A 13,259-nucleotide genomic window follows, 5' to 3' on the forward strand; every position below is an offset into this window, starting at 1 on the left:
CAGGAGCCGCCGGCCCTGTCTCTCGGCGGGGCCGGTAAACTTGTTCACCGCTCGGATAGACCATTGATGCGTCCCCTCGATCCCGTGACGTCAAAGCAGCGCGTGGCTTACGGCCTTGCGTTCTTCGTGGTGTTCGTTGCCCTCTGGTCCTGGGCGACCTTCGGCGGCCACGTGTCGAAAGTGTTCCTCGCCAACCCGCTCACCATGGTGCAGGAAGGCGTCGATCTGATCGCCAAACAGGGCTTCCTGTTCGATATCGGCATGACGATCTGGCGCGTCGTCGGCGGCTTCGCGCTGGCCGCAATCATCGCGGTGCCGTTCGGCGTGGTGATGGGCGCGTACAAGCCGGTCGAGGCTTTCCTCGAGCCTTTCGTTTCCTTTGCACGCTATCTGCCGGCGTCCGCGTTCATCCCGCTTCTGATCCTGTGGGCCGGCATCGGCGAACTGCAAAAGCTGCTCGTCATCTTCATCGGCTCGGTGTTCCAGATCATCCTGATGATCGCGGTGACCGTCGGCACGACGCGGCGCGATCTGGTCGAGGCGGCCTATACGTTAGGGGCCAGCGACCGCGGCATCATCCGCCGCGTGCTGTTGCCCTCCTCCGCACCGGAGATCGCCGAGATCCTGCGGCTGGTGCTGGGCTGGGCCTGGACCTATGTCATCGTCGCCGAACTGATCGGCTCCTCCTCCGGCATCGGCCACATGATCACCGACAGCCAGGCGCTGCTCAACACCGGCCAGATCATCTTCGGCATCATCGTGATCGGACTGATCGGCCTCGTCTCGGACTTCCTGTTCAAGGCGTTCAACGCGTGGCTGTTTCCCTGGAGGCTCGCATGACGACCCTCAAGATCGAACAGGTCTCGCGAACCTTTCCCGCGCGCCACGGCAACGCACCGACCAGGGCGCTGGAGCCGACCGATCTTGTGATCGGCAACAACGACTTCGTCACCATCCTCGGCCCCTCCGGCTGCGGCAAGTCCACGCTGCTTCGCATCGTCGCCGGCCTCGATCGCCCGACCGGCGGACGTGTGATGCTCGACGGACGCGAGGTGACCGGCCCGGGTGCCGACCGCGGCATGGTGTTCCAGTCCTACACGCTGTTTCCCTGGCTGACCGTACGCGAGAACATCGCCTTCGGCCTGCGCGAGCGTGGCGTGTCCGAGGCGGAGCGCCACAAGATCGCCGATACCTTCATCCGCCAGGTCGGGCTGTCCGGTTTCGAGAACCATTGGCCGAAACAGCTCTCCGGCGGCATGCAGCAGCGCACCGCAATCGCCCGTGCGCTCGCCAACGATCCGAAGATCCTGCTGCTCGACGAGCCCTTCGGCGCGCTCGACAACCAGACCCGCGCCTTGATGCAGGAAATGCTGCTCGGGATCTGGGAGCGCGACCAGAAGACTGTGCTGTTCGTGACCCACGACATCGAGGAAGCGATCTTCCTCGGCAGCCGCGTCATCGTCATGAGCGCACGCCCCGGCCGCATCAAGGCCGAGATCAATGTGGACCTGCCGCATCCGCGCTCCTACAAGATCAAGACCACGCCCGAATTCGTCCAGCTGAAGGAACGGCTGGTCGAGGAGATCCGTACCGAGGCGCTGAAGGTTGCCGAACATGCCTGACACGTTTTCGCGCGCAAACGACGAACGGGTTCTCGCCGACCTCAATGCGCTCCGCGCCATCGGAGCCTACAAGACCGGGGTGCACAAGCCGACCTTCTCCGAGCCGCACAGGCTTTCGCTGGACTGGCTGGTGCAGAAGCTGCCCGACGCGGGCCTCACCGCCGCCATTGACGGCATCGGCAATGTCTTCGGCAGCAGCGCAAAGCGCGGACCCAAGCTGCTGGCGGGATCGCACCTGGAAAGCCAGAACTACGCCGGCTGGCTCGATGGCCCGCTCGGTGTCGTTTACGCGCTCGAAGCGGCCCGCGTGCTCAATGCCGATCCCTCGGTCAGCGGCGTGGTCGAAGTTGCCGCCTGGTGTGACGAGGAAGGACACTTCGGGCACTTCCTCGGTTCGCGCTCCTATGTCGGGCAAGTGACCGAGGCCGATATTGACGCGGCTCGCAACCGCACCAGTGGCCGCACCATGCGGGACGCGCTCGCCGACATGGGGTTCGCTGGACGATCGCGCGCTACCGCAGAGCCGGGTCGGCACGTCGGATATCTGGAAGCGCATATCGAACAGGGCGACACGCTCGAAAGCGGACGCCTTGCGGTCGGCGTCGTGACCTCCATCGTCGGCATCTGGCAATACCAGATCAATTTTGTCGGCGAGCAGAATCACGCCGGCACCACCCGCATGGCAGCGCGGAAGGATGCGGGCCTCGCGCTCGCAAAATTCTGCGTGGCCATCGACGGGCGTTTTCCTGCCGCGTGCGGTCCACGCACGGTCTGGACCACCGGCCGCATCACACTCGATCCCGGCGCGCCCAGCATCATTCCGGGCGGAGCCGAGATGCTGTTCCAGATCCGCGACGATGATCCTACCGTCATCGCGCGGCTGGAGCAGCTGCTGCGGAGCATGGCGGATGAGGCCAGCGCGAACGGCCCCTGCACCGTCACCGTGAAAAAGCTGCGCACCGGTGCGCCCGCCATGATGAACCCCGGCATTCAGGACGCGATCGAAGCGGCGAGCAAGGCGCTGGCGGACGGACGGTCCGTCCGCATGCCCAGCGGCGCCGGCCACGACGCGCAGATGCTTGCGACCGTCATGCCCGCAGGCATGTTGTTCGTCCCGTCGATCGGCGGCATCAGCCATCACTGGACCGAGAACACCGCCGACGCCGACATCGTCACCGGCGCCCAGGTGTTCGTCGACGCGTGCCGGAGGATACTCGGCGGTTAGAACGACGTGCCGCCGCCCACTCTCGTGTCCCGGACGCGCCGCAGCGCTCTTGCGCTGCTGCGCAGAGCCGGGATCCAGGGCGACACGGATTGCTCGGAGACATGGGCCCCGGCTCTGCGGCGCACCGTCGAAGGGACGCTGCGCTGCGTCCGGGGCACAGGAGCGGTTCTTCTTCGCATTCATCTTTGCCTTCCAGTCACACCTTCGCAGCCTCGCGGCGCATTGCGCCCGAGCTTTGCTTCGTCGATGCACCCTCTTGTCCAAGAGGGCGCAGGGAAGGCCGGGTGCCGGCTGGCACCTGCGGTCCGCGGCGCGAAAATGTAGCGCAAAAGAACCGCACAGCAGCATACAGGTGTAGCCAATCACTCGGCCTTCCCTGCGCAGTGGCTTTACGGCTTATGCCGTGCTCTCCCGGGAGCCGAGTTCGTTTTGGCCTCCCTCGCCTTCGCGAAAGTCGCGACGCCGCGCCGGTTGACGCAAGTGCCGCATCCGCAAAGGCTTGACCGTAGCAACGACGGCCAGGACCACACGTCTATATTTTGGCACTCGGTGAAACACGCCGAAACTACAAAAACCCTACAAAATAAGCGGATTTGCGCTACCCTGATCCGGGCTGTTTCAGCGGGCTTCACCAAAATAAGGGCCCGGCCCTACGGCTTTCAGCGTCCGCACGACAAACTGAAAGCCCCCAAGCCGAGCCCTTTGGTCCCAACCTTAGGAGCCGAAACCACATGGATACTACCACTGTCCCCTCCCCCACCGGCAAGCGGGGACGCAACAGCAGCGTCATTCTGACCGACCGCCTGTGCGAGAAACGAGTCGCCAAGCGGACCAAGCTGTACGACCGGAAGTGCCCTGGTCTCTACGTCAGCATCACCACGGCGGGCGTGGCGACCTTCTCGTTCAAGTTCACCGATCGGCAGACCGGAAAGCAGCGCACCGGCTGGCTCGGCGTCTACAATCCCGAGACCTTTTCCGTCGAGGACGCCCGCAGCAGGGTCTACGGCTTCAAGGGACTGGGTACCGAGGCTCTCGCCGAGACCTTCCGCGACCAGATGGCCGCAAAAGGGAGGCGCGGCAAGACCGTCGCCGAGATCATCGAGGAGCGGATCGAGTGGATGAAGACGCTGGTCAAGAAATCGGATGGCGAGATGCGGCCACGGCTGGAGGCTTGGGAAAATACGGCGAGCCACCTGCGCCGCTTCCTCGGTGCGCGTCTTGGCAAAACACTCGCGAGAGACGTCACCAAGCACGACATCGCAACACTCTCGAACGACATCGTCGCAGGCAAGTTCGGCAAGCCGTCGGTCAGCAACGCACGTCACATGCGAAAGGCGGCTTCGGGCCTGTTCAACTGGGCGGCCGAGGCAGGCCGCGAGTATGTGACGGCCAGCCCCTGCATCAACCTGCCCAGGCTCGATCCCGAGCATCCGCGCACCCGCGTCCTGTCCGAGGACGAGATCAGGATCTTCTGGCACGGTCTAGATCGCGATGACCTGCCCTGGGACCGCCGGACCCGGCTGGCGCTCAAGTTCGAGCTGGTCACCATGCTCCGCTCCCGTGAACTGCTCGGTGCGCACCGGTGTGAGCTAGCCGACCTCAATGGCGACAACCCGCGCTTCGAGGTACCCCTCAAGCGGGTGAAGAAGCGGCGGGTGATCCAGCAGCCCTTGTCCGATCTGGCGGTTAAAATCATCAAGGAGGCGCTGGCGTCCGCAGACCAGCAGCTTGTGTTCGAAAGCCCGATGTACAAGGGTCAGCCGATCCACCGCAAAGCGATGGCCGACGCGCTGCGCGGCACCAAACACGAGAAAAACGAGGATAAGAGCAAGACGCCTGGACTCTGTGAGCTGTTGGGCCTCAAGCCGTTCACGCCTCACGATCTGCGGCGGACGGCGGCAACATTGGCCGGCGATCTCGGCTTCGACGATGCGTGGATCGCGAAGTGCCTGGATCACGCCGCGAGCAAGAAATCCGAGCAGATCGTGCCGACGGTTACCGGCAAGGTCTACAATCACAGCAAGCGCATGAAGGAAAAGCGCGCGGTGTTGGATGGTGTTGCCGCCGAACTGCGGCGCATCATCGAGAATGTTCCGACGCAAGCCGTCGAACAGGCCCAGCAGCTTGTGGCCTGACGGATATCCCGACCCGGAGCGGTCAGCCCAGCGGATATCGCGCTGGCTGCCGCGGCATTTCACTGCGCAACGGATCGCGCACGACAAAAACACGAGTTAAATCCACGGGGTGGCATCGGCGTGTCCTCCGTTGTGTCCGGCTGCGCGGCCGGTCAGCGAAGATTTTTTTTGCGTTCTAGCCGGTAGCGGCCCCTGCACCCCGATCCGCGAGAACATCACCGCCCGGTCGCGCTCCACTTGGACTGCGGCACTGTCCCGCATTCGCAAGCCCCACATGGACCTTGCGTTGCGTTCGCAATGCGTCGCTTAGTGGATGATCCCAGCGTGCCACGCTGAAGCCCGGTTTTCTGGAGGGCGCGATGCACAACTACATCACCCGCGAAAACATCCGCTGCTACCAGAAACTGATCGCCATGAGCACAGATGACCCGCATCGTGACGAGGGCCGTCACGCCATGCTGATCCAGCTTCTAGCCGAAGAACAAGCCAAACAAATGAAAGCAGAGTCGTGGCCCGACGCGGTGTAGCGCTTCGTGCAGCGGGCGCCCCTTTCGCATGACGTGACGAGACTGGTCGCCGCGTGACAGCTTGATGCCTTGGGCTTTTGAATTACCGCGTGAGTGCCACGGTGACAGTCCACCGCGTTGGGCTGCTCGACTTATCTTCGATGATCGAACGGACCATCCCCGTGACAGGCAGTCCATTCGACATCACTATCGCCTTTTCGCCCCGATATTGGGCAAAGCGGCAGCGTCGGGCCTCTCGGGGGTCAGTGATTTCTATTGTTTGCATACGACACCAATGGTCGCGGTACGCGATACGAGTCCGCGACGATCAGCACCATATCAGGGAAGAGTTAACCAAAACCCTTTCGCGCCCACCAGCCGGTGGCACGTGGATTGGACCGGGCGTGCTATCCCCGTCGTGGGGCCGCCAGCTTTCGCACAGTATCGCCAGCGACCCCGTGCCAGCCATTTAGAATTGCCCTGCCCCAAAGCAGCGGCTATGGCCGACGCTCAAAATATCGCGGCATTTGGTCCGTCCGCCAAGCGCGGACTGTTGTTAACGTAACTGCGGCCACCGCATTGAGATGAATGCGGATCAATGGCCTGATGATGTCCGGTTGTCGGGATCGAGGTCAACCGATACTCCGCACCGGCACTTTCGGTTGGGGCGCGCGGTCCTTTTGCTTCTGCCACTCAGGCGACATTTCAGCGACAATCCCCTGCATGGCAAAGTCCATGCACAGCCGTTGTACGGCTCGAATGAATTGTGTTCTAGGATTGGTGCTGGATCGAGCCATGGTGAATTTGACCTTCTTTGGTTTCGTAATCGCATCCAGCGTCTTGTGCAGTGATCGCAAATCTCTGCGCCCCTCGTTTAGCTTTTTGCAATCGACGCTTTGATTTGAAAGATATCGGATGCATACTATGCGCGAAGTTGTTCCTGATACGACGGATCAGATGCAGGTCGCGGTGATCTGACTCGGCGTACAGCCCAAGCAGAAGACCGAAATCTATTCGCGCCGAGAAGGTGGCAAGCGGCCCATATCCATTGAAGACTTTCTTCCCTGTTGATTGATGTCGTGCAAGTCGTGATTGAACTGCCTCAAGAAGATGCTCTTCCAACATTGCAGTTGCGATAATGGCGGCACCACGATCGCGCTGTTTCGGAATCTCATCTATTGCGTGAGCGTACTTGTGAGGATGTGAGATGAACCACGTCATATGGGGAAAGCCTCCGCCGGAAACATCAACTCTGTGGAACAAAATAATGCGCGAGAAAAGGCGCCGTCTGCGCGATTGAGGGAGCGCGGGAGCCTCAGTCCCGCGCTCCGAAACGGCAATCACGATCAGGGAGAACGGTTCAGAGCCGCTAACGAAAGCCCATGACCGCCATCAACTCAGGACCTAGTCCTTGGGCCGAAAGTGAGCGCGCACATGCTCCGGTCGCCGATGGCGAACGCGAACGTAGGAACGCACCCAGTGCTTTAGGCGTTTACGCATCCGTAAACCTCCACACAGGTTGTTTTGGAGGTCCGGTTGAAAAGATCGAGCGAACATGCGAGTCTTTAAGTGCGCCCCGCGATCATTCTGAGTCTCCAACCGGGACCGGTTTGCGCGGTCTAGGGCCTGCATCACGTGCAAGGTGATGCAGGCCTTTACGCTATCAGGGGCCGACCGCATGTCCCTGACGCGGCTAACGTCGTCCCATAATCCGCCTCCATCATTAATGTGTGCAGCCCTGCGCCAAATGCATGCAACTCCTATTGATATGAACTGAAGGCGTTGCCGGACCGTTCCTTAGCGCCACTCTCGAATCAACGTGAGCACATGAGGGTCATTCGACACCCTGGCGCCTTCTCGACGCAACGCACAACGTAGGCACAGGGTGACTTACGAACAGGCGCCCGCCTGTTAATTGTGCGACTCTCTGTAGGAGACTACCAAATTCCGGCACGTGTCACTTCGCTGAAACATCCGGGCGTTACCGGGGGGCAGCAATCAGGCATCGCAGCATAATCACCCAAAGAAAACGTGCAGCGTCACTCCGACCATGGCGACGGCGAACGCCCTGCTGATCGCCGTGTGCCCGACGCCGAACATCTGGCCGAGCTGATCGCGGACCTTCCCTCGCTGATCGAGGGTGGCGATAGTGTTCATGTGTGCATCGGGAGCACGGCAAGCCGAAGTAGATCGCGACAGCATCAGGTTAAGCCCGCCGACAACGCGCATGACCCAAACGAACCCGTGAGCAGGCAGGAATTCCAGGATGACGAAGGCGGCAAGCCCGCCGAGCAAACCGAAGAAGGCAATGGAAAAAATTGCGTCCATGGAATTGATGGGCCAAGTTCCCGAGAGTTTTGATCGCGATTGTGCTATCACGAAGAATGAGCCCGACACCTGACCCAGCCGAACCCGTAGTTGAGGGAAAGCCAGGCAACGAACCTGAGGATTTGACCGGACGTGCGCTCCGACTACGCATTCGGCAGCAGGAGTTGCTCGCCGAACTCGGGGTCCTGGCCCTGCAACGCACGAGCTTCGCCGACCTTCTCAATCACGGCGCGCGGATGACGGCTGAAGGCCTGAATGTCGAATACTGCAAAATCTTGGAGTACATTCCGGCAGAAAAGCGTTTGCTTGTTCGCGCGGGCGTCGGATGGAGCAAAGGTGTGGTTGGCAGCGCGACAGTCGGAGCCGATTTGGATTCGCCGGCTGGCTACGCCCTCCGCACTGGCAAGCCCGTGATTTCCAATCACCTCGAAAATGAAGAACGATTTCGAACTCCGGAATTGCTCGTCGAACACGGAATCCGCTGTGCCATGAATGTCATTTTGCTGGGCGACGGTTTGCCATTTGGAGTGCTCGAAGTCGACAGCCGATCTGAAGGAGAGTTCGGCGAGCATGATATCGCTTTCCTGCAAGGCGCTGCGAATATTCTCGGTATGGCGATCGAACAGCAACAGTATCAGCGCAAGCTGCAAGCTGCACTGGACCGTCATCTACTCTTGCTCAAGGAGGTTAACCACCGGGTCAAGAACAGCCTTCAAGTAGTATCGAGCATGCTTCATCTACAAGCGAGCGCCGCCGGTGATCCCGCACTGAGCGAACGGCTCATGGAAGCATCCACTCGAGTCTCGGCGATCGGCCGAGCGTACAGTCGTCTCGCGTACAATGCCGACTATGAGAACATAGATTTGGTCGCCTACTTGCGGGAAGTCGTCGAAGATTTGAAGCCCGCAGTTGCGCCCTGCGAGATCCAACTTGAGACCCCCAAAGAAATCCAGTTCGCCGCAGACCGCGCAATCCTTGTCGCATTGATTGTCAACGAGTTGATCTTGAATGCTGGCAGACACGCCTATCCCGATGCATCCAAAGGGATGATCCGCCTGCAACTCATTCTGAGCGACGACAAAGCAGTCTCGATTTCGGTCAGCGATGACGGAGTTGGACTGCCCAGCGACTTTAATCCAGCTCTCAGTAAGCGCCTCGGGACCCGCATTGCTCTAGGATTGGCAGGTCAGTTAGGGGGCGAATTGACGAGGCAAGCGTCGACTAGAGGTACCCATTTCACGCTGGTCGTGCCGTTAGATGCCGCAGTCAATTGAACGTCGCCGTTTTCGCGCGAGCCAATGGACAACGTAAGTCGGCCCCCATTCCTTTGTCGGCTCATGGCCCCTCAGCCGAGTGCGGGCGCACCTCGTTGAGGTCCGCTTAATGAGGCATGGCGGACCGGATTTGCTCAGGCTGAGTTCTTCGCATTTTGACCCGAAGTAGGCCGAGGCTTGGGGAATGTTCACGACTGCAGAATCCGTCGAGTTGGACTAGGCACGGACGCGGAGCGTAACGACCTTCGTGGTAAGACTCTTAGCCAGTGTTCCTGACCGCCGCAGCTAGAATGGTGTAAAGCTGCTGCTTGCTGAATTCCCCAGGCTGCTGCCTCTCTGCTGTGGCTCCGCGACACCTTCTTTGCTACTGGACGTGCGGAGGCGGCCGACGAGAACGGCCTTAGCTTGGGGGACGTCCTGATCGTGGGTCTTGCTGTTGGCGGCTTGTGGCCCACGCTTCAGGCCCAAACGGGTTAGCATGCCGCAGACCGCGTTGCGGCTAGACCCGAGACGGCGCGCAATCTCTGCCGCGCTCTGTCCTGCGGCCCAGAGCCTTTTGAGCAGCGCTACGTCTTTCGCATCCCAATCCATGGGAGCTATTATAGCGCTGACTGCCGGACACCGGCTAGTCTAGTCTTCGTCCGGCTCGCGTACGACTGCCGGTTCCTCGTCGTCATCCTCCTCTTCGTCGTCCTCTTCGTCCTCCTCGTCGTCATCAGGATCTCGGGGCGGCACGGCGCGGATAGCCACGAACGGCGTCCAGGCGATCGCTGTGGTGAAGAATGTTTCGACGGTGTGTTGCTTCATGTTGTTGTTACTCCTCGAAAAGCATCCGCAACCGAATATTCCTGACGACATCCGGGATGTCCGGGCGCGATCGCTCCAAACGCGACGGCGAGCAGATCGACTGCAGCAACAGGGGCGGCACCCCACGCAACTGGCGGCGTTTACGAAATACTTTATGCCTGAGGACGCATCATTCTATACTCGCCAAAACTTCGCCCGTAGTGATTTCGGGATCTCCAAGATCGAGGTCAAGCTACTCGACCTCGATCAATTCGCTCTTGGTGGCCTGCAGGTCGAGTACGCCGGCGGCTCGTGCTCTCATGGGGAACCTCTATTGCATCACTACCACCCAAGCCGCATCCTCGCGCTCCTCCCTGGAGTCATCGCTACGTCGGTGACCTGCCTATGCCCAACGCCTCGCTGAACTAATCCATGTTTAGTGCAGCCGCTGGTCAGGAGGACGGAGCCCGCCCATCAGCTCCAGTTGTTACTCTAACTGCTCATTCAGGAGCATCAGCGCTCGAAGCGCGCCATGCAGATCGCCATCGCAAACGGCAACGATCTCAGCGACTGCCAAGTCGTATTGATCAAGAGCAGAGTTGGTGCCTTGGCGTGACATGCGAGCAACATACAAACAGAAATCTAAGTGGATCGTCCGTATACATCCGCTTTTGCCCGCAATTCACAGGCTGATGAGCTTGCCTCAATTCGCTCCCATTCAGGGGCCGGAGCACAGAAGGGGTGGGCGTTGCAAATTTACAACCTCAGCACGCATCCAAATCACTAAGCTGATCGGTCGAGGACCCAAGAAAATCTCATATTTAATTCGATACGGTTCAGCGGGGGCGAAGATGTTTGATGTCTATCGCAATGACAGGCGCGACTTTCTTGTTCTAAGTACAGGCTCTGCCATACCCGTGCTTTACTCTGCACATAAGTGGCGCAAGGGCAGAAAAAGAGTTCTCAAGGTCAGCGATGAGATCAAATCAGCGGTTCACGCGCGAGGTTATTACCTCCGCAGCGTGCGGGCCACCAAGCCGCGAATAATCGAGGTCGCGTAGGGTCGGACGCCGCATCACTACCAGCCGAGCCGCCATCCTCGCGCTCAACCGAGTTGTGCGCCTACTTTGATCGCAGCCTTTACTTAGGTTTCATTCTAGGAGGTTGCGCCCGCTGAACGCTTTCCTCTGCCGCCGCCTGCGAGGTTCTGCTTGTGGGTGCCTCAAACACCGCAATGCGCCGATCAAGCTGCCATAGCTCGATGTCGTTGGCATCAACTAGCTGCTGAGCACGGTCGCGTGCTTCCTGCTCGTCGGCACACTGCAATTTAGCCACGCTTATAACGTGGCGTTTCTGATCCAAAAGATATGCTCGGTAGTGCGTCATCCCCGCGCCCCCAGCTCTAGAACAACAGCGTACTCCATTGATGCAAAGGGAAACTACGGAAAGTTTTAGCTCGAAGTTCACGCTTAATGTCTGTCCCTTTCAAAAAGTTGGTTCGATGCAGGAGGGCTGCCCACGCCGGGGCATTCCACACTGGTACACGGGAGCGTCATTCTATCACCTCGTCAGCGCGGGCGAGCAACGAAGGTGGCACGGTGAGGCCGAGCGCCCTCGCTGTCTTGACTTAATAACAAGCTCGAACTTGGCCGGGGCTTGGACGGGCAGCTCGCTCAGAGCCTCACCCCTGAGGAGGCGATCCACATAGCCGGCCGCTCGCCGCCAACTGTCGGCCGCATCGGACCCATAAGACAGTAAACCACCGACCTCAGCGAATTGACGGTATGGATAAACAGCAGGCACGCGGTACCGAGCCGCCAACGAGACGATCTCCACGCGGTGCGCGAGTAAAAACCATCCGGCACTACGAGAACGCCACCGTTCATCGGGGGTGTCTGAGTCGTCACCATCGCCGTTTCAATATCTGAGACGTCCTTAACAGGCACGGAGCTTGGTTCCAAGTCCATCGACAGAGCGGCGGCTCTGAACGAATTGAGGTAATACTGGGCGGTGGGTGCTTGTGCCGGATTGAATAGGAAAGCGATGCTATGGAGATGTGGTGCAATCTCCTTCAGCATCTCCAACCATTTGCCGCTAATGGTTGGTTCGAGAATGATAAACCCGGTGGCGTTGCCGCCGGGGCGCGCAAAACTCGCGACGAAGCCGCTACCGATTGGATCGTTTACGCTGGTAAATACAACCGGGATCGTGCGTGTTTGTTGAAGCAGTGCCGCTGTAGGTGGTGTGGTAAGAGAAGCGAAAAAAATGGCCCCGAATGTCGGGGCCATTTTCCTTAATCGTAGTCCCAATGATGATGACGCCTAATGACTACCGTGCGGTCTCGATCATGGTTGTACCAGCCGTGGTGCCATCCGCGATCATAACCACGGTCATATCCGTAATCCCTGTCGCGATGGTATCCGTGGTCGCCACCGATCCGGAAACCGAACTCCTGCGCACTCGCGAGCGTCGGCGCTGCCGCACTGAGTGCCGTCACTGCGGCGAGGACATAACAAACCTTCCTCATTGTGCTTCTCCTTCGCTGGTTACGGTTGGCAAACGCGCAGGGAATGTCGCCGTTCCGGGAACAGCCGCGAAACTTTATTGAACAAGCGTTCACCATCATTGCAATGTGGAAGTACAAGCGCCAGCCGAGATCGAACGAGCAAAGGAGACCGTCGTGTAGACACAAAATAGCCCCCCGGAGACGTAGCTCCGAGGGTCTTGGCATCGCTGGTTCGAGTACATCCGCCGAGAATGACTTGGCCGCCAGCTCAGCCTTGCGCCAGTCAGCCCGCCGCCTGTGCTCGGCCGCCAACGTCTTTTCAGTCTCCACATCCGAGATGATCTTGTCGATCTCAACACCTTCCAGCGTGCGTTTGATCCGCAACACGACGGACAGCATCATCACGATATCACCGTCACGCATCGACAAATCTCGTACTGCTCTTGATGATGCAGCTCGGCGTGCTATTACGCACCCTCATGAATCGGCTCGGAGAGCATCGGTGGCTAAAACTACGAAGACCAAACGCAAAGAATATACGAATGAAGACGTTAAACTGATCAAAGTTCATTCCAAGGCTCGCACCCCTGTCGCCAAACTTTCAAAACTGATGAAGAGGTCCGAAGGTTCGCTGAGACAGAAGGCGCTCGCGCTCGGTCTCGGTCTGGGTCATCAGCGGTAGCCACAGGCGGTACCCAACCAAAACGGCCCCGGCGCGCACCACCGATGTGTCGCCGATCCTGGCCATGGCAAGGCTGCGGACCGGCGGCGCCATCGCACCGATCGAGATCTATCGCGCCTTGTTCTATCGCAAGCGCAAGACGCAAGCGTGGCCGCCGGTGGCTGGGACCTCGGCCGGGACCGTTTGAGATTCTGG

The 13,259-nt window shown here is 59.8% G+C and carries 14 protein-coding genes and 1 pseudogene; 9 read left to right on the forward strand and 6 right to left on the reverse strand.

What is annotated here, in order from left to right; all coding sequences use genetic code 11:
* The first annotated feature begins 66 nt into the window (after positions 1-66).
* The 5 genes from IVA74_RS27805 to IVA74_RS27825 all read left to right on the forward strand — a co-directional run bounded on the left by IVA74_RS27805 (position 67) and on the right by IVA74_RS27825 (position 5,509).
* On the forward strand, positions 67-840 hold the full coding sequence (locus tag IVA74_RS27805; RefSeq protein WP_247349666.1) for an ABC transporter permease: 774 nt from the start codon (positions 67-69) through the stop codon (positions 838-840).
* Complete coding sequence (locus tag IVA74_RS27810) at positions 837-1,622, forward strand: ABC transporter ATP-binding protein (RefSeq protein WP_247349621.1); 786 nt, start codon at positions 837-839, stop codon at positions 1,620-1,622. Before IVA74_RS27805 ends, IVA74_RS27810 begins: the two co-directional genes overlap by 4 nt.
* Positions 1,615-2,847, forward strand: a complete 1,233-nt coding sequence (locus IVA74_RS27815) for a Zn-dependent hydrolase (protein WP_247349622.1) — start codon at positions 1,615-1,617, stop codon at positions 2,845-2,847. The genes IVA74_RS27810 and IVA74_RS27815 overlap by 8 nt, the downstream gene beginning before the upstream one ends.
* A 731-nt stretch (positions 2,848-3,578) precedes the next feature.
* Complete coding sequence (locus tag IVA74_RS27820; RefSeq protein WP_247349623.1) at positions 3,579-4,982, forward strand: site-specific integrase; 1,404 nt, start codon at positions 3,579-3,581, stop codon at positions 4,980-4,982.
* Between the two features lie 359 nt (positions 4,983-5,341).
* Positions 5,342-5,509, forward strand: a complete 168-nt coding sequence (locus IVA74_RS27825; protein WP_247349624.1) for a hypothetical protein — start codon at positions 5,342-5,344, stop codon at positions 5,507-5,509.
* A 750-nt stretch (positions 5,510-6,259) separates the two neighbouring features.
* Here IVA74_RS27825 and IVA74_RS27830 read toward each other — a convergent pair.
* Positions 6,260-6,709: a hypothetical protein gene (locus IVA74_RS27830; RefSeq protein WP_247349625.1), complete on the reverse strand. Its 450-nt coding sequence runs from the start codon at positions 6,707-6,709 to the stop codon at positions 6,260-6,262.
* Positions 6,710-7,504: 795 nt separating this feature from the next.
* Positions 7,505-7,816 carry a hypothetical protein gene (locus IVA74_RS27835; protein WP_247349626.1) on the reverse strand — a complete coding sequence of 104 codons (312 nt, stop codon included), beginning with the start codon at positions 7,814-7,816 and terminating at the stop codon, positions 7,505-7,507.
* 164 nt (positions 7,817-7,980) lie between these two features.
* On the opposite strand from IVA74_RS27835, the gene IVA74_RS27840 reads away from it, so the two are divergent.
* Positions 7,981-9,090, forward strand: coding sequence for a histidine kinase dimerization/phosphoacceptor domain -containing protein (locus IVA74_RS27840; protein ID WP_247349627.1), 1,110 nt, complete (start codon positions 7,981-7,983; stop codon positions 9,088-9,090).
* Between the two features lie 285 nt (positions 9,091-9,375).
* Here IVA74_RS27840 and IVA74_RS27845 read toward each other — a convergent pair whose 3' ends face one another.
* Together IVA74_RS27845 and IVA74_RS27850 are read right to left on the reverse strand one after the other, a co-directional pair.
* The gene (locus IVA74_RS27845) at positions 9,376-9,681 is read right to left on the reverse strand and encodes a GcrA family cell cycle regulator (RefSeq protein WP_247349629.1); all 306 of its coding nucleotides are present in this window, start codon (positions 9,679-9,681) and stop codon (positions 9,376-9,378) included.
* Between the two features lie 39 nt (positions 9,682-9,720).
* The gene (locus IVA74_RS27850; protein WP_247349631.1) at positions 9,721-9,897 is read right to left on the reverse strand and encodes a hypothetical protein; all 177 of its coding nucleotides are present in this window, start codon (positions 9,895-9,897) and stop codon (positions 9,721-9,723) included.
* Between the two features lie 830 nt (positions 9,898-10,727).
* On the opposite strand from IVA74_RS27850, the gene IVA74_RS27855 reads away from it, so the two are divergent.
* Entirely contained in the window at positions 10,728-10,937 is a 210-nt protein-coding gene (locus tag IVA74_RS27855; RefSeq protein ID WP_247349633.1) for a hypothetical protein, read from the forward strand.
* 612 nt (positions 10,938-11,549) lie between these two features.
* Here IVA74_RS27855 and IVA74_RS27860 read toward each other — a convergent pair.
* Positions 11,550-12,164, reverse strand: coding sequence for an ABC transporter substrate binding protein (locus tag IVA74_RS27860; RefSeq protein ID WP_247349634.1), 615 nt, complete (start codon positions 12,162-12,164; stop codon positions 11,550-11,552).
* A gap of 5 nt (positions 12,165-12,169) precedes the next feature.
* Positions 12,170-12,805, reverse strand: a complete 636-nt coding sequence (locus IVA74_RS41265) for a hypothetical protein (protein ID WP_346730983.1) — start codon at positions 12,803-12,805, stop codon at positions 12,170-12,172.
* A gap of 79 nt (positions 12,806-12,884) precedes the next feature.
* Between IVA74_RS41265 and IVA74_RS41270 the strand changes: the two genes are divergently transcribed.
* On the forward strand, positions 12,885-13,064 hold the full coding sequence (locus IVA74_RS41270; RefSeq protein WP_247349635.1) for a hypothetical protein: 180 nt from the start codon (positions 12,885-12,887) through the stop codon (positions 13,062-13,064).
* 40 nt (positions 13,065-13,104) lie between these two features.
* Positions 13,105-13,251 (forward strand): annotated as a pseudogene (locus tag IVA74_RS27875) (sugar isomerase); the annotation flags it as partial.
* Between the last annotated feature and the right edge of the window lie 8 nt (positions 13,252-13,259).

The sequence above is a fragment of the Bradyrhizobium sp. 132 genome (genome assembly GCF_023074185.1).
In the GTDB taxonomy this organism is placed as follows: domain Bacteria; phylum Pseudomonadota; class Alphaproteobacteria; order Rhizobiales; family Xanthobacteraceae; genus Bradyrhizobium.